This is a genomic window from Rugamonas aquatica, from assembly GCF_009380215.1.
Taxonomy (GTDB): Bacteria; Pseudomonadota; Gammaproteobacteria; order Burkholderiales; family Burkholderiaceae_D; genus Rugamonas; species Rugamonas aquatica_B.
The window spans coordinates 37,492-55,587 of record NZ_WHUG01000001.1; the positions used below are offsets into that span (position 1 = coordinate 37,492).

The 18,096-nt window shown below is 64.4% G+C and carries 15 protein-coding genes; 14 read left to right on the top strand and 1 reads right to left on the bottom strand.

The window, feature by feature from the left end; genetic code table 11:
* The first annotated feature begins 31 nt into the window (after nucleotides 1-31).
* The 6 genes from pheS to GEV02_RS00250 all read left to right on the top strand — a co-directional run bounded on the left by pheS (nucleotide 32) and on the right by GEV02_RS00250 (nucleotide 7,006).
* Nucleotides 32-1,051, top strand: a complete 1,020-nt coding sequence (pheS, locus tag GEV02_RS00225; RefSeq protein ID WP_008449402.1) for a phenylalanine--tRNA ligase subunit alpha — start codon at nucleotides 32-34, stop codon at nucleotides 1,049-1,051.
* Between the two features lie 118 nt (nucleotides 1,052-1,169).
* Nucleotides 1,170-3,608, top strand: a complete 2,439-nt coding sequence (gene pheT / locus GEV02_RS00230; RefSeq protein ID WP_152835970.1) for a phenylalanine--tRNA ligase subunit beta — start codon at nucleotides 1,170-1,172, stop codon at nucleotides 3,606-3,608.
* Nucleotides 3,609-3,772: 164 nt separating this feature from the next.
* Nucleotides 3,773-4,120 (top strand): integration host factor subunit alpha, encoded by a 348-nt coding sequence (locus GEV02_RS00235; protein ID WP_019919772.1) that lies wholly within the window; start codon nucleotides 3,773-3,775, stop codon nucleotides 4,118-4,120.
* Between the two features lie 16 nt (nucleotides 4,121-4,136).
* On the top strand, nucleotides 4,137-4,553 hold the full coding sequence (locus GEV02_RS00240; protein ID WP_152835971.1) for a MerR family transcriptional regulator: 417 nt from the start codon (nucleotides 4,137-4,139) through the stop codon (nucleotides 4,551-4,553).
* A 142-nt stretch (nucleotides 4,554-4,695) separates the two neighbouring features.
* Nucleotides 4,696-5,328 carry a response regulator gene (locus GEV02_RS00245; protein ID WP_152835972.1) on the top strand — a complete coding sequence of 211 codons (633 nt, stop codon included), beginning with the start codon at nucleotides 4,696-4,698 and terminating at the stop codon, nucleotides 5,326-5,328.
* Between the two features lie 124 nt (nucleotides 5,329-5,452).
* On the top strand, nucleotides 5,453-7,006 hold the full coding sequence (locus GEV02_RS00250) for a CHASE3 domain-containing protein (RefSeq protein WP_152835973.1): 1,554 nt from the start codon (nucleotides 5,453-5,455) through the stop codon (nucleotides 7,004-7,006).
* Here GEV02_RS00250 and GEV02_RS00255 read toward each other — a convergent pair.
* Nucleotides 6,903-7,709, bottom strand: coding sequence for a Crp/Fnr family transcriptional regulator (locus GEV02_RS00255; RefSeq protein ID WP_152835974.1), 807 nt, complete (start codon nucleotides 7,707-7,709; stop codon nucleotides 6,903-6,905). The two genes, GEV02_RS00250 and GEV02_RS00255, sit on opposite strands and share 104 nt — an antisense overlap.
* A gap of 217 nt (nucleotides 7,710-7,926) precedes the next feature.
* Here GEV02_RS00255 and GEV02_RS00260 point away from each other — a divergent pair, with 217 nt between their 5' ends.
* From GEV02_RS00260 to GEV02_RS00295, 8 genes are all read left to right on the top strand, one after another.
* The gene (locus GEV02_RS00260) at nucleotides 7,927-8,607 is read left to right on the top strand and encodes a response regulator transcription factor (protein WP_152835975.1); all 681 of its coding nucleotides are present in this window, start codon (nucleotides 7,927-7,929) and stop codon (nucleotides 8,605-8,607) included.
* Nucleotides 8,600-9,976 (top strand): sensor histidine kinase, encoded by a 1,377-nt coding sequence (locus GEV02_RS00265; protein ID WP_152835976.1) that lies wholly within the window; start codon nucleotides 8,600-8,602, stop codon nucleotides 9,974-9,976. Before GEV02_RS00260 ends, GEV02_RS00265 begins: the two co-directional genes overlap by 8 nt.
* 97 nt (nucleotides 9,977-10,073) lie before the next feature.
* Nucleotides 10,074-10,499 carry a type IV pilin protein gene (locus GEV02_RS00270; RefSeq protein ID WP_152835977.1) on the top strand — a complete coding sequence of 142 codons (426 nt, stop codon included), beginning with the start codon at nucleotides 10,074-10,076 and terminating at the stop codon, nucleotides 10,497-10,499.
* Nucleotides 10,487-11,128, top strand: coding sequence for a prepilin-type N-terminal cleavage/methylation domain-containing protein (locus tag GEV02_RS00275; protein ID WP_152835978.1), 642 nt, complete (start codon nucleotides 10,487-10,489; stop codon nucleotides 11,126-11,128). The genes GEV02_RS00270 and GEV02_RS00275 overlap by 13 nt, the downstream gene beginning before the upstream one ends.
* The gene (locus GEV02_RS00280) at nucleotides 11,125-11,568 is read left to right on the top strand and encodes a type IV pilus modification PilV family protein (protein ID WP_152835979.1); all 444 of its coding nucleotides are present in this window, start codon (nucleotides 11,125-11,127) and stop codon (nucleotides 11,566-11,568) included. Before GEV02_RS00275 ends, GEV02_RS00280 begins: the two co-directional genes overlap by 4 nt.
* Before the next feature lies 1 nt (nucleotide 11,569).
* Nucleotides 11,570-12,757 carry a PilW family protein gene (locus tag GEV02_RS00285; RefSeq protein WP_152835980.1) on the top strand — a complete coding sequence of 396 codons (1,188 nt, stop codon included), beginning with the start codon at nucleotides 11,570-11,572 and terminating at the stop codon, nucleotides 12,755-12,757.
* Nucleotides 12,757-13,335, top strand: coding sequence for a hypothetical protein (locus GEV02_RS00290; RefSeq protein ID WP_152835981.1), 579 nt, complete (start codon nucleotides 12,757-12,759; stop codon nucleotides 13,333-13,335). The genes GEV02_RS00285 and GEV02_RS00290 overlap by 1 nt, the downstream gene beginning before the upstream one ends.
* Before the next feature lie 28 nt (nucleotides 13,336-13,363).
* The gene (locus GEV02_RS00295) at nucleotides 13,364-18,019 is read left to right on the top strand and encodes a pilus assembly protein (RefSeq protein WP_152835982.1); all 4,656 of its coding nucleotides are present in this window, start codon (nucleotides 13,364-13,366) and stop codon (nucleotides 18,017-18,019) included.
* The last annotated feature ends 77 nt before the right edge of the window (nucleotides 18,020-18,096 follow it).

An 18,096-nucleotide genomic window follows, 5' to 3' on the forward strand; every position in this document is an offset into this window, starting at 1 on the left:
CCCCGTTTTTGATTGAGGATAAGAAAAACGCATGGACTCCCTGGAACAACTCGTCGCCTCAGCAGTGCAGGATTTCGACGCGGTCAAAGATGACGCCGCCGCACTGGAAAATGCCAAAGCCAAATATCTGGGCAAGACCGGCCAGATCACCGAATTGATGAAGGGTCTGGGCAAGCTCGACCCTGAAGCGCGCAAGGCGCAGGGCGCCCTGATCAATGCTGCCAAAGGGCAGATTGAAGCGGCGCTGACGGCCCGGCGCGACGCGCTGGCCGACGCCCAGATGCAAACCCGTTTGAACGCCGAGGCCATCGATGTCTCGCTGCCTGGCCGCGGTCGCGCCGGCGGCGGCATCCACCCGGTGATGCGGACCTGGGAGCGCGTGGAAGAGATCTTCCGCTCCATCGGTTTCGATGTGGCCGACGGCCCCGAAATCGAAAACGACTGGACCAACTTCACGGCGCTCAACAGCCCGGAAAACCATCCAGCCCGTTCCATGCAAGACACCTTCTACATCGAAGGCAACGACAGCGAAGGCAAGCCGCTGCTGCTGCGCACGCACACCTCGCCGATGCAGGTGCGTTACGCCCGCAGCCACACGCCGCCGATCAAGGTGATCGCGCCGGGCCGCACCTACCGCGTCGACAGCGACGCCACGCATTCGCCGATGTTCCACCAGGTCGAAGGCCTGTGGATCGCCGAGAACATCAGCTTCGCCGACCTCAAGGGCGTGTACCTGAACTTCGTCAAGGCCTTCTTCGAGACCGACGACCTGCAAGTGCGTTTCCGTCCATCGTACTTCCCGTTCACCGAGCCTTCGGCCGAGATTGATATCGCCTTCGGTTCCGGTCCGCTGAAGGGCCGCTGGCTGGAGATTTCCGGCTCGGGCCAGGTGCACCCGTCGGTGGTGCGCAACTTCGGCCTCGACCCGGAAAAGTACATCGGCTTCGCGTTCGGCTCCGGCCTGGAACGCCTGACGATGCTGCGTTACGGCGTCAGCGACCTGCGCCTGTTCTACGAAGGCGACCTGCGCTTCCTGAAGCAGTTCAACTAATACGGATATCGTCGTCATTCCCGCGAAAGCGGGAATCCATGCTGAGGCGATTCCGCCCGCGTTCTATGGATTCCCGCTTGCGCTGGAATGACGGCGGCGATAACTAGAAAGACTGACTATGCAATTCTCCGAAAACTGGCTCCGTACCATGGTCGATCCGAAGATGACTTCGGACGAACTGGCCCATCTGCTGACGATGTCCGGCCTGGAAGTGGAAGAAGTCGAAGCCGTGGCGCCGCCGTTCTCCAACGTGGTCGTCGGCCACGTGCGCGACATGGCCAAGCATCCGAACGCGGACCGCCTGAATGTCTGCCAGGTCGATGTCGGCACCGGCACCTTGCTCAACATCGTCTGCGGCGCGCCGAACGTGCGCCCTGGCCTGAAGGTCGTGTGCGCGATGGCCGGCGCCGTGCTGCCGCCTGGCGCCGACGGCAAGCCGTTTGAAATCAAGGTTGGCCAGCTGCGCGGCGTCGAGTCGCAAGGCATGCTGTGCTCGGCCAAGGAACTGAAATTGTCGGAAGAGGGCAGCGGCCTGCTGGAACTGCCGGACGACGCACCAGTCGGCCAGAACTTCCGCGACTACTACGCGCTCAACGACCTCAAGTTCACCATCAAGCTGACCCCGAACAAGGCGGACTGCCTGTCGGTGCTGGGCGTGGCGCGCGAAGTGTCGGCGCTGACCGGCGTTGCACTGCAAGTGCCGTCGTTCCGCCCGGTCGCCGTCAACAGCGCCGAAGTGCTGCCGGTGAAGATCTCGGCGCCGGACCTGTGCGGCCGCTTCTCCGGCCGCGTGATCCGCAACCTGAACGCCAAGGCCGCCACGCCGGACTGGATGAAGCAGCGCCTTGAGCGCAGCGGCCAGCGCTCGGTGTCGGCGCTGGTGGACATCTCCAACTACGTGATGCTGGAGCTGGGCCGTCCTACCCACGTGTTCGACCTGGCCAAGATTCACGGCGGCCTGAACGTGCGCTGGGGTAAAGCCGGCGAAACGCTCAAGCTCTTGAACGGCAACACCGTCGCCATCGACGAATGGGTAGGCGTGATCTCGGACGACAAGGAAATCGAATCGCTGGCCGGCATCATGGGTGGCGACGCCACGGCCGTCTCGCTGGAGACCGAATCGATTTATCTGGAAGCCGCATTCTGGTGGCCGAACGCCATCCAGGGCCGCGCTCGCAAGTACAACTTCTCGACCGACGCGGCACATCGCTTCGAGCGCGGCGTCGACTACGCCACCACCGTCGAGCACATCGAGCGCATCACCTCGCTGCTGATCGAAATCTGCGGCACGCCGACCACGCAGGTAGGTCCGGTAGACGACCAGATCGTCAACGTGCCGAAGCGCGCGCCGGTGCAGATGCGTACCGCCCGCGCCCAGAAAGTGATCGGCGTCGCGCTGGACGACCAGACCATCGCCGACATCTTCACCCGCCTGGCGCTGCCCTATACGTTAGCCGACGGCCCGAACGGGGGAGTGTTCTCGGTGACGTCGCCGTCGTACCGCTTCGACATCGAGATCGAGGAAGACCTGATCGAGGAAGTCGCGCGCGTCTACGGTTTCGAGAACATCCCGACCGTGGCGCCGGTGGCCGCCAACACCATGATCCTGGCGCCGGAAAACACCCGTTCGCTGTTCGCCGTGCGCCACCAGCTGGCCGACCTGGGCTTCCAGGAAGTGGTCAATATGAGCTTTGTGGAGTCGGCCTGGGAGCAGGACTTCGGCGGCAACGCCAACCCGATCAAGCTGCAGAACCCGATCGCCAGCCAGATGAACGTGATGCGCTCGACGCTGATCGGCAGCCTGGTGGCCAACGTGCGCTACAACCTGAACCGCAAGACCAGCCGCGTGCGTCTGTTCGAAGTCGGCGCCATCTATCTGCGCGACGACAGCATTCCGGACGGCCCGCTGACCGTGGCCGGCTACCACCAGCCGAAACGCGTGGCCGCCATGGCCTACGGTAACGTGGCCGACGAGCAGTGGGGCCAGGACAACCGCGCGGTCGATTTCTTCGACCTCAAGGCCGACCTGGAGCACCTGTTCGCGCCGCTGTCGCTGCGCTTTGTCAAGGCGGAGCATCCGGCGCTGCATCCGGGCCGCTCGGCGCACGTGCTGCTGGACGGCAAGGTCATCGGCTTCATCGGCGAGTTGCACCCGCGCTGGCTGCAGAAGTACGAGCTGCCGCACGCGCCGGTCGTGTTCGAGGTCGATGCGATTGCTTTGCAGCAACGATCTGTGCCAGAATATGAAGAGATCTCCAAGTTCCCGGGCGCCACCCGCGATCTGGCCGTCGTCGTCAAGCAAGACGTTCCGGCGCAAGATCTGCTGGATGCATTTAATGCTGCCGTGCAAGTAAATCCGCATGGCAAGATCGTGCAAGCCATTGTTTTGTTTGATGAATATCGTGGTAAAGGACTGGAGGCGGACGAAAAATCGCTTGCTTTCCGCTTTAGCTTGCAAGATACTCAAAATACGCTGCAAGACGACGTGGTCGAGGCTGTGATGAGTGCTGTGGGCGACGCCGCCAAGCAAAAACACGGCGCGCGTCTGCGTACGTAAGCTGGCACGACAACTTGTTGTAAAATCGTCATTTTTGACCATTTGGGAGTCCGGCCTGTGCCGGACTCATTCGTTCTTAGATAAGGCAGGGCAGGAAAATTAATAATAACGACGTCGATTCCGCCGTACTCCAATCCGCATTGGCTGCCGATTTGCATCGGGCCATGCAGGTGGCCAAGGTACGCCAGGATGCAGAAAAAGATTTGCCTACGCTGACCAAGGCGGAGCTGGCCGAACTGTTGTTCGAACAGGTCGGCTTGAACAAGCGCGAGGCCAAGGACATGGTGGAAACCTTCTTCGACGAGATTCGCAATGCGCTGGAGCGCGGCGAAGCCGTCAAGCTGTCCGGTTTCGGCAACTTCCAGCTGCGCGACAAGCCGCAGCGTCCGGGCCGCAACCCGAAGACCGGCGAAGAAATTCCGATCACGGCGCGCCGCGTGGTGACGTTCCATGCCAGCCAAAAACTCAAGGGCATGGTCGAAGAGAGCAATCCGATGGCGCGCGCCGCCTGAGTGGGACTGAGCCGTGATGAATGACCGCCTCGCCAAATCCGAACTGGTTGTGCTGCCGCCGATCCCGGCCAAGCGCTATTTCACGATCGGTGAAGTGAGCGAGCTGTGCGGCGTCAAGCCGCATGTGCTGCGCTACTGGGAGCAGGAGTTCACGCAGCTCAAGCCGGTCAAACGGCGCGGCAACCGCCGCTACTACCAGCACCACGAGGTGCTGCTGATACGCCGCATCCGCGAGCTGCTGTACGAGCAGGGCTTCACGATCAGCGGCGCCCGCAATAAGCTCGACAGTCGTGCGTACGATGGCGCGGCGGCGGAGTATGATGGTGGCTTGGCCGTCGGCGGTGTGCCGTCGGCGGAGCTCCCGGCGCCATTGGACCGCGACATGATACGCGGTGAATTACAGGCTATTTTGAGCTTGCTCAAGCAAGCGTAAGGTGCACTGCTGCCGCGTAGCGCAGCTAGCGGGATGATTGCTGCTATAATTTCAACATTAGTCATTCATCAGCGATGATGAACGGTGGCGTGCAGTCCGGTGGGGCCCAAGCCGCATCGACCGGACAAGACGAGGGGAAACAATGATACGCGTTGCCATTTGTGACGACCATCAGATAGTAAGAGCGGGATTCAAACAGATTTTTTCATCGGCGGACGACTTCGACGTGGTGGCGGAAGCCGGTACCGGCCGCGAAGCGTTGGATATCGCACGCCGTGAGATTTGCGACGTGCTGTTGCTCGATATCGCCATGCCCGACCAGAGCGGCATCGATACCTTGCGTACCATCCGCCAGGGGCAGCCCGACCTGCCGGTGTTGATACTGTCCGGCTATCCGGCCCAGCAGTACGCGCTGAACCTGTTCAAAATGGGCGCCAACGGCTACCTGAACAAGGAATGCGAGGCGGACGAGCTGATGACCGCCGTGCGTACCGTGTACCAGGGCCGGCGCTATGTCAGCTCCACCGTCGGCGAACTGCTGGCGCAAAGCTTCGACCGCGATCCCAACACGGCGCTGCATACCGAGTTGTCCGACCGTGAATTCCAGGTCTTCCTGCGCCTGGCGCGCGGCGCCACCGTGTCCGACATCGGCGTGGCGCTGTCGCTGAGCATTAAAACCGTCAGCACCTACCGCACCCGCATCATGGAAAAAATGGGCATGCAGTCGAATTCGGACCTGACGTACTACGCGATGAAGAACAATCTGCTCGATTGATTCCTCCGGGGCGCGCACGTTTGCCGCGCGCCTCAAAGCGCATCCCATCCTTCATCGGTCTATAATTCGGCTAGTGTGGCGTATGTCCGCCCCGGATTAACCCAAGTGAAGGAAACTCATCAGGATGTATTTCACTGTCGAAGCAGCGCCGCATCATCGCCTGCCGCTGTACAAGACCGTCTTGTGCGTGACCTGCGCGCTGCTGCTGATCGTCAACGGATTTAGCCTGTTCCACAATCTGCAGGCTCTGCGCGGCGCCCAGGTTCTGCTGGGCCAGACCGCGCGCGTGGCCGATCGTCTGCAATACCTGAACGTGCTGGTGCTCGACGCCGAGAGCAGCATGCGCGGCTACTTCCTGTCGGGCCGCGACGCCTACCTTGGGCCGACCAAGACCGCGCTGGCGGAAACCGAAATCGAATTCAAAGAGCTGGAAAAGCTGCTGGCCGATAATCCGTCGCAGCTGAAGAACCTGGCGCAACTGCACACGCTGGTGCGCCGCCGCCTGAGCATCATGAGCCAGGCCATCGATGTCTACCGCGAGGGTGGGCTGGACGAGATCGTCAAGATCGCCAAGCTCAGCGATGGTCGCGCCAGCATGGACGAGATCCGCCTGCAGGTCGTCATCATGGAGCAGGAGCAGAACGAAACCATGGCCTCGCGCAGCGCCATGTTCTACCAGGAATATCAAAAGGCGGTGCTGCTGGGCATGGGCATCAACGCCGTCGCCATCGTCGTGCTGATTATGTTCTACCAGCTGGTGCGGCGCAGCTTCGCCAACCGCGCGCAGGTTGAGCACGCGCTGCAAAGCGCCAACGAGAATCTGGAATCGCAGGTCGAGCAGCGTACCGAGCAGTTGTCGGTGCTGTCGCGCCACCTGATCAGCATCAGCGAGGAAGAGAAGGTGCGGCTGTCGCGCGAACTGCACGACGAGATGGGCGCCAACCTGACCTCGATCAGCATGGATATCGCGGCCGTCACCCAGCAGCTGAACAAGACCGATCCGGAACTGGCGGCGCAACTCAAGCGCGCCCGTGCCACGCTGGTGGAAACGGTGGAAATGAAGCGCCGCATCGTCGAAAACCTGCGTCCGAGTTTGCTGGATAATTTGGGCCTGTGCGCCGCCATCGAAAGCTATTGCAACGAGTTCAGCCGTCTGGCCCAGGTGCGCTGCGATTGCGATGTCAGCGCCGATATCGAAAACACGGCCCGCAATTCGGGCGACCTGTCGATCGCCCTGTTCCGCATCGTGCAGGAATCGTTGACCAATATCCGCAAGTACGCCAAGGCCAGCCGCGTCACTGTCACGTTGAACCGCAACCACGACGGCCTGGTGCTGCGCATTATCGATGACGGCATCGGCATCGCCTCCAACACCATCGTCAAGCCCATGTCGCACGGACTGCTGGGCATGCGCGAACGCGCTCTGTTGCTCGGTGGCTCGCTGACGATCCGTCGCGGCCGTAACGATGCAGGCACCTGCATCGAAGTTTCCATCCCACTGCGCAACCGCGCGCCGGCGGAAGAGCGCCGTGCCGATGCGGCCGTGGCGCTGCCTCCGGCCATCGCCGAAGTGCTTAGCAGCGTGCTACATCCACCAGCAGACGGTCGTATTCCGTCTTCGCCACCTTATAGCACTCACCCGCATACGCCTCCAAGCCTGAGCGATCAAGCACAGTGATGTTGCCGCGGCGGTAGGTAATCAGGCCGTCGTCCTGCAACTTGCCGGCGGCGGCGGTGATGCTTTCGCGGCGCACGCCCAGCATGATGGAAATCATTTCCTGTGTTACTTTCAGTTCGTTCGATGGCGAGCGGTCGAGGCGGTCCAGCAGCCAGCGGCACAGCTTTTGTTCGATCGAGCTGTGGCGGCCGCCGACGGCGTTCTGCGCCATCTGCGCGAACAGCGCGGTGTTGTAGCGCATCAGCAGCGCGGGCAGGGCGCCGCCCTGGTTGAACGCGTCGCGCAGATGCTGGGCCTTCATGCGATAGCCGTAGCCGGCCGCTTGCACCACGGCGCTGCACATGGCGCGCTCGCCTTCGAACAGCGAGACGCCGACGACGCCCTCGTGTCCTACAACGGCGATCTCGGTGGTGGCGCCGTCTTCCATCACGTACAGCAGCGAGACGATGGCGGTGGTCGGGAAATGCACGTACTCCATCGCGCCACCGAATTCAAACAATTCTTTGCCGAAGGGCAGGGTCACCAGTTCCAGGTGTTCAAACAGCGATTCCAGCACCTCGCGCGGGAGTGCGGCCAGCAGTTCGTTCTGCTGGGCGCCGCTGTAGCTGACAACAGGCCGCGACGCAACGTTGAATTCTTTCGAACCAGGCGCCATGCGTGGCGCGGTGGTTTTTTCGGTTGCGTTAAGTTGGGTGTTGTTCATTTTGTTCCTCACAATCTGGCTATACAAGAGCACCGTAGCTGTGCTGCGGTGTGGGTATAACTTTAGGGGTTTTGTTAGATTGCGAACATAAGAGGAGCAGACGCACAAATGTAGGCTTGCAACATGGCACTTTGTAGTCTTGGTCCTACACGACCCCTATTTTTCTCCGAGGGGCGCGTGCATAATGCACAAAATCACTTCGACTGGCGCACAGATCATGCATGTACTTGTAGTGGAAGATGACGCCGTATTGGCCGATGGCCTGAGCCGTGTTTTGAGCGGGCATGGCATGGCGGTCGAGGTGGTCGGCAACGGCACCCAGGCCGACGCGCTGCTGCAGCGCGCCGAGCATACCGAGGTGGTGGTGCTCGACATCGGCCTGCCCGGCATCGACGGCTTCGAAGTGGTGCGGCGGCTGCGTGCGCGCGGCACCCAGGTGCCGGTGCTGTTGCTGACGGCGCGTGACGCCATCGAGGACCGCGTGCGCGGCCTGGAGCTGGGCGCCGACGATTATCTGGTCAAGCCCTTTGCCACGGCCGAGCTGGTGGCGCGGTTGCGCGCGCTGGCGCGGCGCAATACGCCCAAGCCGGCCGTGCTGGCGCTGGGCGATCTGGCGCTCGACCTGTCGGCCAAGCGCGCCCGCGTGGGCGACAAGATCATCGAACTGTCGGTGCGCGAGTGGGCGGTGCTGGAGTACCTGCTGCAGCACGGCGCGCGCGTGGTGTCCAAGCAGCAGATCATCGACGCCATCCTGCCGTGGGGCGACGACCTCACCCTGAATGCGGTGGAGGTCTACATTTCCCGCCTGCGATTGAAGATCGCCGATGCCGGCGTGTCGATCCGCACCATACGCGGCTTCGGCTACATGCTGGAGCAGACTCCGGCCGCGCATGAATAGCATCCGGCTGCGGCTGCTGAAGTGGTTGATCGGGCCCATCCTGCTGATTAACCTGGCCGGCGGCGCGTTGACCTATATGCTGGCCTGGCTGCCGGCCCAGCTGGCCTTCGACCAGAGCCTGTCCGACGCCGCCGCCGCGCTGGGCGCACGCCTGGCCGCCGACCAGAGCCAGTTGCGCATCGACCTGCCGCGCCAGGCCGAGCAGGTGCTGCGTACCGACGATAGCGACGCCGTCTATTTCGTCGTGCGCGACGAGGCCGGAGTGACCATCGCCGGCGACGCCGATTTCCCGCCGTTGTCGCAAGCCGCTCTGGGCGGCGCCGTGCGCGCGGGCAAGCCAGCTGCAGCCTTCGACGGCAGCGTGCGTGGCGAAGCCGTACGCGGCGTCGCGCTGCGGCTGACGCTGAACGCCAACGCCGCCCCGGTGCACGCCTACATCGGCGTCGCCAAGACGCTGCGCAAGCGCACCCAGATCCGCCAGGCCGTGGTGCGTGCGCTGGTGCTGCTGGAATCCTTGTTCGCGCTGGCCTGCGTCGGCCTGATCTGGTTCTCGGTCAGCAACGGCCTGCTGCCGTTGAACCGCCTGCGCGCCGGCCTGAACGCGCGCGACGGCGACAACTTCGAACCGATCGCCCCAGCCGAAGTGCCCTACGAACTGGAGCCCGTGGTGGCCGCCTTCAACGGCCTGCTGGACAAGGTCAGCCAGGGCGCGCAGGCGCGGCAGGAATTCCTGGCCAATGTCGCGCACCAGCTGCGCACGCCGCTGGCGGGCTTGAAGACCCAGCTCGAATGGCTGGGCGAGCGCCACGCCGGGCCGGAGACCGCGCCATCGCTCAAGCTGATGCTGTCGGCCACCGAGCGCATGATACGGCAGACCAATCAGCTGCTGGCGCTGGCCCGCGCCGAACCCGGCCACTTCGAAAAAACGCGGCTGGAACCGGTGGCGCTGAACGCTTTGGTGGAAGACGCGGTGCAATCCTTCGTCGACCAGGCCACGCTGAAGTCCATCGACCTCGGCTTCGACCTGCAGCCGGTGACGGTGCTGGGCGACCGCTTCCTGCTGCGCGACCTGATCGACAACCTGATCGACAACGCCATCCGCTACACGCCGGCGCGCGGCACGGTCACGGTGGCTTGCCGGCCGGACGGCGAGGGCGGCTGGCTGACCGTCGAGGACAACGGCCCCGGCATCCCGCCGGCCAAGCGCGAGCAGGTGTTCAGCCGCTACGTGCGGCTGGACGACAAGACCACCGGCAGCGGCCTGGGCCTGGCCATCGTGCGCGACATCGCCACCGTCCACGGCGCCAGCCTGACCATCACCGACGCCGCCGGCGGCCATGGCGCACTATTTTCCGTGCATTTTTGCTGATTTTCACCGTTGTCAGGAATTTGTCAGCGTTTCCTCAGGGTAATGCAAGCTTGGCCCGCTACACTCCAGTGCATAGAAAACTCACCGGGAGCGGGCCATGCAGCGTGCACAAAAAGGCTTTACCTTGATCGAGATTATGGTCTCCGTGGCCATTGTCGGCATCTTGATGGCGGTCGCGATCCCGGCCTACAGCGATTACGTGATACGCGGCCGGCTCAGCGAAGCGTTCACCGGCCTGGGCGGCGCGCAGCCGGCGGCCGAGCAGTTCTGGTCCAACAACCGCACCTACATCGGCTTCAACGGCGCCAGCAACTTCCCCCCCAATACCGCCAACTTCACCTACGCGCTGAGCGCGGCCACCGCCTCCAGCTACACGCTGACGGCCACCGGCATCGGCAAGATGACCGGCTTCGTCTACACCATCGACCAGAACGGCACCCACACCACCACCGGCAGTCCGGCCGGCTGGGGCATCAGCGGTTCGTGCTGGGTGGACCATAAAGGTGGCGCATGTTCCAACTGACGCCGCCGCCCCGGCACAGCATGCGTGGCCTCACGCTGCTGGAGCTGCTGCTGGCGCTGACCATCTTCGCCTTCATGCTGGCGATCGGCATACCGAACGCCAGCAGCTGGCTGCTGAGCAACCGCACGCGCGGCGCCAGCGAGTTCTATGCCGACGGCTTCAGCATGGCGCGCCGCCAGGCCGTCATGCACAACAGCTTCAGCCGAATCTCGCTGACCCCCAACGTCAACACCGGGCAGATGGACTGGCAGGTCGACATCTGCTTCGTCTCGCCGCTCACCCAGTGCGGCGCGGCCGAGCCCGGATGGTCGACCGTCAACGTCGCCGCCGCCAACGATCCGGAAGGCGTGGCCGGCTACAAGTCCGTGTACCGCGCCGCCGATGCGCTGCCCAGTTCCGAAGTGCTGTTGCCGAGCACGCTGCCGGAAGGCAGCTCGCAGGTGTACTACACGCCGGTCGGCTGGGTCGACACCCGCTTCGCCCAGCGCATGACCAGCCTGCGCCTGAACCCGGCCTCCCAGTATGCGAGCGACGTGCCGGCGGTGGCGCTGGTGATTACGCTGGCCGGCATGGCCAGCAAGTGCGATCCGCACGCTCCCGCCAACGATACCAGGGCCTGTCCGCCATGAAAACCACCCCCCACCGCGCCGCCACGACCTGCCGGCCCCACCGGCGCCAGGGCGGCATCGCGCTGCTGGAGGCGATGCTGGCCATCGTCATCCTCGGCATCGGCCTGGTCGGCACCATCGGCTTGCAGGCGCGCGCCTATGCGGCGCTGTCCGACGCCAGCCAGCGCGCCGAAGCCACCCTGGCCGGCGAAAAACTGCTGGGCGTGATGAATGCCGACAGCAACAACGTGCTGAACTACAGCGTCACGGAGGGCGGGACGCCGACCGCCGCCATCAAGCCCTGGGTCGATGAAACCCAGCTCGCGATACCGGGCTCCGTCATCGGCGTGACGGTCACGCCGCAGCAGCTGCGGGTGCAGGTGGACATCTCCATCAAGTGGAAACGCAAGGCCGGCGACGCCCCTAATCAGCATCTGGTCACTTCCTATATTGCGATCTGATATGAACGCCTCTCTCTCCCGCCGCCGGCGCGGCTTCTCGTTGGTGGAATTGATGGTCAGCGTGGTGATCGGCCTGCTGGCGCTGCTGTTCGCCACCCGCCTGATCGTCAGCGGCGAGAAAAACAAGGACGCCGCCGTCGGCGGTTCCGACAGCATGCAGAACGGCATGCTGGCGCTGTTCTCGCTCAGCAGCGACGCCACGGCGGCCGGCTGGGGCCTGAACGATCCGATGGTGGCCGGCTGCGACACCAGCTTCTCCGACGCCAGCGGCTACGTGCTGCCCGCCATGCCGCGCGCCGGCGCCAGCATCACGCCGCTGGCGCCGGTGGTGATCCAGTCGAACGGCGCCAATCCCGACCTGATCTCGTTCAACAGCGGCACCTCGCAAGCCGGCGCCGGTTCGATCAAGCTGTTCGCCGACTACACGGTCGGCAACACCCTCACCGTCGACAGCAAGAATCCCTACGGCTTCAACAACGGCGACGTGATGGTGATCGCGCCGCTGACGCCGGGCAGCGGCAAGTGCACGCTGTTCCAGTTGTCCGGCTTCGGCCCGCCGCCCAACAGCACCATTCTGGTCAACAGCGGCGGCGCCTACCGTTTCAACGGCATCGCCGGCCTGGCCAATCCGTACAAGCAAAACCTGGCCTACATCTACAACCTCGGCTCGCCGGCGCTGATGCACTTCCACACCTGGACGGTGGCCAACGGCGTGCTGCTGCTGCGCGCCACCGAGCTGGCCGGCGCCGAAGCGGCCGGCGTGTCCGTGACCGACAACGTGGTCAGCATCAAGGCCCAGTACGGGTTCGACACCCGCCCGCCCGGCCCCAATCCCTACAACCCCAGCCCCGGCGCCGACGGCATGCAGATCACCGCCTGGAGCGGCAGCATGATCGACGCCGACAGCGACGGCACTGCCGGCAGCCCCGGCGACTACCAGCGCATCGCCGCCGTGCGCATCGCCGTGGTGGCGCGCAGCAAAAATACCGAGAAGCCGAATTCGGCAGGGCAGTGCACCGCGACGCCGGTGGCGCCCACGGTGTTCGGCAGCAGCGTGCCCACCGGCGTGGCGGCGGTGCCGGTGCAGGTCAACGTGGCGGTGGCCGGCGACACGGTGTCGTGGCAGTGCTATCGCTACCGCGTGTTTGAAACCATCGTGCAGATCCGCAACGCTCAATGGAGGCCTTGATGCGCCCGCAGACCCGACAACGCGGCATCGCGCTGCCCATCATGCTCATCATGCTGACGGTGATGCTGGTCAGTAGCATCTACCTGCTCAAGTCCAGCACCTCGACCACGCTGACCACGTCCAACCTGGCCTACGACGCGTCGCTGAGCAAGGCGACCGACCTCGGCATCCACACCGCGTTCGCCTACCTGCGCGCCATGCCCAGCGCCTCGCTGCTGGAGAACAACCAGCCGGCCAACGGCTATGTCGCCACGCTGTCGCCGAACTGGACCGCCAGCAACCCGGCCTTCTGGCTCGGTTCGGTGACGCTGGCGCCCGATCCCTCGGGCAACCGGGTCGAGTACGTGATCCACCGGCTGTGCGATTTCGCCGGCGCCTTCAACGCGCCCGGCAACCGCTGCCTGCTGACCTCGGCGCGGCCGAATTCCAAGTCGGGCGTCCCCTACGGCAAGAGCGGCCGCTCCGACAGCCCCAACTACCTGGACCAGCCGCAGCTGCACTACGTGGTGACGGCGCGCATCGTCGGCGCCCGTGGCGGCAATGTGGTCACGCAAGCCGTCGTCATGAAAGGGCCGTGAGGCCGCCGTTTTTTTGAATGGAACCGTCATGAACAAGCTCTTCTCCACGCTGGCCGGCCTGGCCCTGTGCGCCCCGTTGCTGGCCCCGGCCGCGACCACCCAGATCGCCCAGGTGCCGCTGCTGAACATCACCGGCACCGGCACCGTCAAGCCCAATCTGATGCTGCTGTTCGATAACTCCGGCTCGATGGACCAGACCTACACGCCGGACTACGTCAACGACAACCTGTGCCGCAGCGCCGCCACGCTGCAGGCCGGCGTGACCGCCTGCGCGGTCGGCCACCCGCCGTTCATGAGCCCGGACTTCAACAAGCAGTACTACAACCCGGCGATACGCTACGTGGTGCCGATCAAGTACGACGGCAGCTACTACCCCGAGCAGAACGCCGCCAACACCAGCAACTGGACTTCGGTCAGCGGCGACGGCTTCGGCGCCCACAAGGCCGATATGTTCGGCAACACGGTGTCGGCCAACATCAATCTGGTGACCGGCTTCCCCGACCTGAAGTGGTGCTCGGGCGGCACTTGCCAGTTCAACACCGCCAGCTATACCTATCCGGACGCCACCTACCAGACCGCGACCGCGATCACCACCGGCCCGTACTACTACACCATCGGCGTCGGCCAGTTCTGCACCGACGACACCATGAAGGTGTGCCAGTCGACCGCGATCGGCGCGGCGGCGCCGTCCGGCTATCCGGTGGCGGCCAAGGTGCGCTGGTGCAGCGACAAGCTGCTGACCCAGTGCCAGGGCAAGCGGGTAGGCGCCTTCATCTATCCGGCGTATTCGAAGCCGGCCGGCGCCACCGCCTCCTACGGCACCATCGCCATCGGCGCCTCGGCTACGGCCACCTCGCTCAACATCAGCAACGTGGTGGTCAACGGCAGCACCACCATCACCAACGCCGCCGTCAACGCACCGACCGGCACCAACAGCCTGATCAAGCAGCAGACGCTGGCCAGCGCGCTGGCGGCCAACATCATCGCCACCTCGGTGGGCAAGGGCGCCGCCTCCACCAGCCTGTACTACGCCTGCGTCAAGACCCCGACCGGCCAGGCCACGGTGCCGGCCTGCAGCGTCTTCGGCATCACGCTCAGCGCCGACAATGTGGTGGCCGTGCTGCCGGTCAGCTGCACCGGCAGCGTCAGCGTCAACAATTGCGTGACCTTCTCGGACAACTCGCGCGCCGGCTGGGGCATCGCCGTCACCGCGCCGACCGCCGTCGTGACGGCCTATGCGCCGGCCAAGGCGGTGATCAGCTTTACCGGCACCACCACCTCGTCGTCGCTGACCGCCATCCTCAAAAGCCTCAGCTATGCCGGCACGGCGCTGGTCGGCACCACCTCCGGCGGCAGCCCGGCCTATCTGAGCCTGGGCAAGACCCAGTCGCCGACGCAGGTCGCCACGCAACTGGCCAATTTCATCGGCACCGGCAACACCATCAAGGCCTACCTGGGCAGCAGCAGCAATTGCCCGAGCGGCTACAACAACACCAGCGTCTGCCTGCTGAACTGGGGCGCGACCGACAACACCGGTGTCATCAGCGCATTCACGATGGACAACCAGGGCACGGTCAGCTGGACCAAGACCGGCTCCAGCGGCTACGTGGCGGCCGTCAACGACACCATTCCGACCACCACCGCGGCATTGTCGGCCGGTTCCGGCGCGCCCAATCCCTTCGTGCGGGTCAACATCGTCAGCGGCCAGACCTATCCGAAATCGGTCGACCGCACCGACTGCGCCGGCACCACCTGCACCTATGCCGAGGAGATGAACAACTTCGCCAACTGGTATGTGTACTACAAGAGCCGGCTGCAAATGATGAAGACCTCGGTCGGCATCGCCTTCTCGGCCATCACCGCCAACTACAAGGTCGGCTACGTCAAGCTGTCGAACGCCGGCGCCAGCGCCGCCATCGACCAGAAGCCGGCCGACTTCACCGGCAGCGCGCGCTCCAGCTGGTACACCACGCTGTACAACACCACCACCTCCGGCTCGACGCCGATCCGCACCGCGATGGACAACGTCGGCCGCATGTACGCCAACCTGACGCCGTACAACTACGCGGCCGGCCAGGAAGTGGTGCAGTACCCGTGCCAGCAGAACTTCATGATATTGACCACCGACGGCTACTGGAACGGTACTTCGACCGCCAACGTGGTCAACAACGACAACGTCGAAAACGCCTCGCGCTTCTGCACCCAGGCGCGCGGCTGCGTCGATACGCGGGCGCAGTCGCAGCCGTCGATTTCGGACGTGGCGCTGCACTGGTACAACGGCGGATCCAGCACCGGCACGGTGTCGTTGCGGCCGTCGCTGGAGCCGGATATGAGCAAGCCCGGCTCGGTGCCGGCGGCCGGCGGCGAGAACACCCACCTGCACATGAACACCTACACGCTGGGCCTGGGCGTGGATGGCGTGATGACCTACGAACCCAACTACGACAGCGCGCCCAAGGCCGGCGGCGACTTCTACAACCTGATCACGGCGGCCACCAGCGGCTGCCCTTGGAACGGCAACGGCGCCTACGTCTGGCCTGATCCCGACGTGACCAACGGCGCCAGCACGGTGCAGGAGCGGGTCGACGATTTGTGGCATGCGGCCATCAACGGCCACGGCAAATACTTCAGCGCCCAGGATCCGAAAGACGTGGTCAGCGGCCTGAGCGAGGCGCTGTCGAATATGCAGGTGCACGTCGGCGCGGCCGCCGCTGCGGCGACGTCGACGCCGAACATCACGCTGACCGACAACGATATCTTCTCCGACACCTTCACCACCGTGAAATGGTATGGCGAACTGTCGGACAAGAAGATCGACAGCACCGACGGCAGCGTCGGCAACGCCAACACCTGGACCACCAGCGACACGCTGGGCAAGAAGGTCGGCAACAGCAGCGACACCCGCACCATCTACATGTACAACACGTCCGGCGCCAACGCCAGCACGCCCGATGAATTCCGCTACGCCAACATGAAGGGGCCGGCCGGCGGCTGGTTCTCCAACAAGTGCACGGCGCTGGCGCAATGCGTGCTGCTGTCGGCATCGGACAAGGCCATCGTCAACGACGGCAACAACCTGGTCAACTACCTGCGCGGCCAGCAGCAGTATGCCGACGACAGCCTGTTCCGCGCCTACACGCTGACGGCCAACACGCCGTCCGGCGCGGCCGGTCCTATCCCCATCGTGCTGGGCGACATCGCCTCGTCCAAGCCGGCCTTCGTGCGCGACCCGCGCAACAATTTCCCCGACCCGGACTACGCTGTTTTCAAGGATACCTACGGCAACCCGGCCAGCGCCAAGTACCGCACCGGCACCGTGTTCACCGCCGCCAATGACGGCATGCTGCACGCCTTCGATTCCGCCACCGGCGTCGAGCTGTGGGCCTATGTGCCGCGCATCACGATGAAGAAGCTGTACGCGCTGGCCGGCACCACCTACGGCACCAACCACCAGTTCACCACCGACGGCTCGCCGGAAGTGGCCGACATCAAGGCCGGCTCGCTGGGCTGGCGCACCGTGCTGGTGGCCGGCCTGAACGGCGGCGGCCGCGGCTACTATGCGCTCGACATCACCGACACCAAGAATCCCAAGCAGCTGTGGGAGTTCTGCGCCGACAGCACCGTCTGCCCGCTCAGCGACGGCGACCTCGGCCTGACCTTCGGCAATCCGCAGTTCGGCACGCTGGCCAACGGCCGCTGGGTGGTGTTCCTGACCTCGGGCTACAACAACGTGCCCGGCACCGACGGCGTCGGCACCGGCACCGGCAAGGGTTTCCTGTACATCCTGGACGCCTACACCGGCGAGCTGCTCAACAAGATCAGCAACAACTCGGGCGACACCGTCACGCCATCCGGCCTGGCCAAGATCTCGGCCATCAGCAACGACCCCGGCGCCGATCCGCGCATCCAGTTCGTCTACGGCGGCGACAACCAGGGCCAGATGTGGCGCTTCAACCTCAGCGATCCGTCCGGCACCATCACCGTCAACCTGATGGGCAATGCCGGCGTGTCCAAGCCGATCACCACGCGGCCGGACGTGACCACCTGCGCGGTGCAGGTGGTTTCCGTCGTCGGCGGTGTATCGACCGTCACCACGTCCGGCGTGCGGGTGGTGCTGTTCGGCACCGGCCGCCTGCTGGACGTGCCCGACACCTCGGACACCTCGGTGCAGAGCCTGTACCTGTTGAAGGACACCGGCAGCCAGATCACCAACATCCGCGGTTCGACCATGGTGCAGCAGACGCTGAGCCTGCTGGGCAGCAGCAGCAACGTCAACACCTATCAAGTGACCAACAACCCGGTCGACCTGACGCAGAAAGAGGGCTGGTATTTCGACTGGTCGGTCAACGCCGGCGAGCGTATGAACCTGGATCCGCAGATCGTCAGCGGCGTGGCCAACGTCGTCACCAACCTGCCGACCTCGTCGTCGTCGTGCTCGGTGGGCGGGTCCAGCAATCTGTACCAGGTCAACGTCTGCAACGGCCAGGCGATCGGCAGCCATCCGGTGGGGGCGACGCTGTCGAACACCTCGGCGGCGGTCGGTTTCATCATCATCCGCCTGCCGAATGGCCAACTGAAGATGATTACCACGCTGGCCGACGGCACCAACAAGACCTCGCCGCTGGCCGAGCAGACCTCGGCCGACGCCCACCGCACGGGCTGGCGCAGGGTGAAAGGGGAGTAAAAGCGGGGCTGGCCCGGGCAAACCCGGGCAAACAGTTCACACGGCGGGGCCAACTATCGGTAAAATCGAGGGTTTTG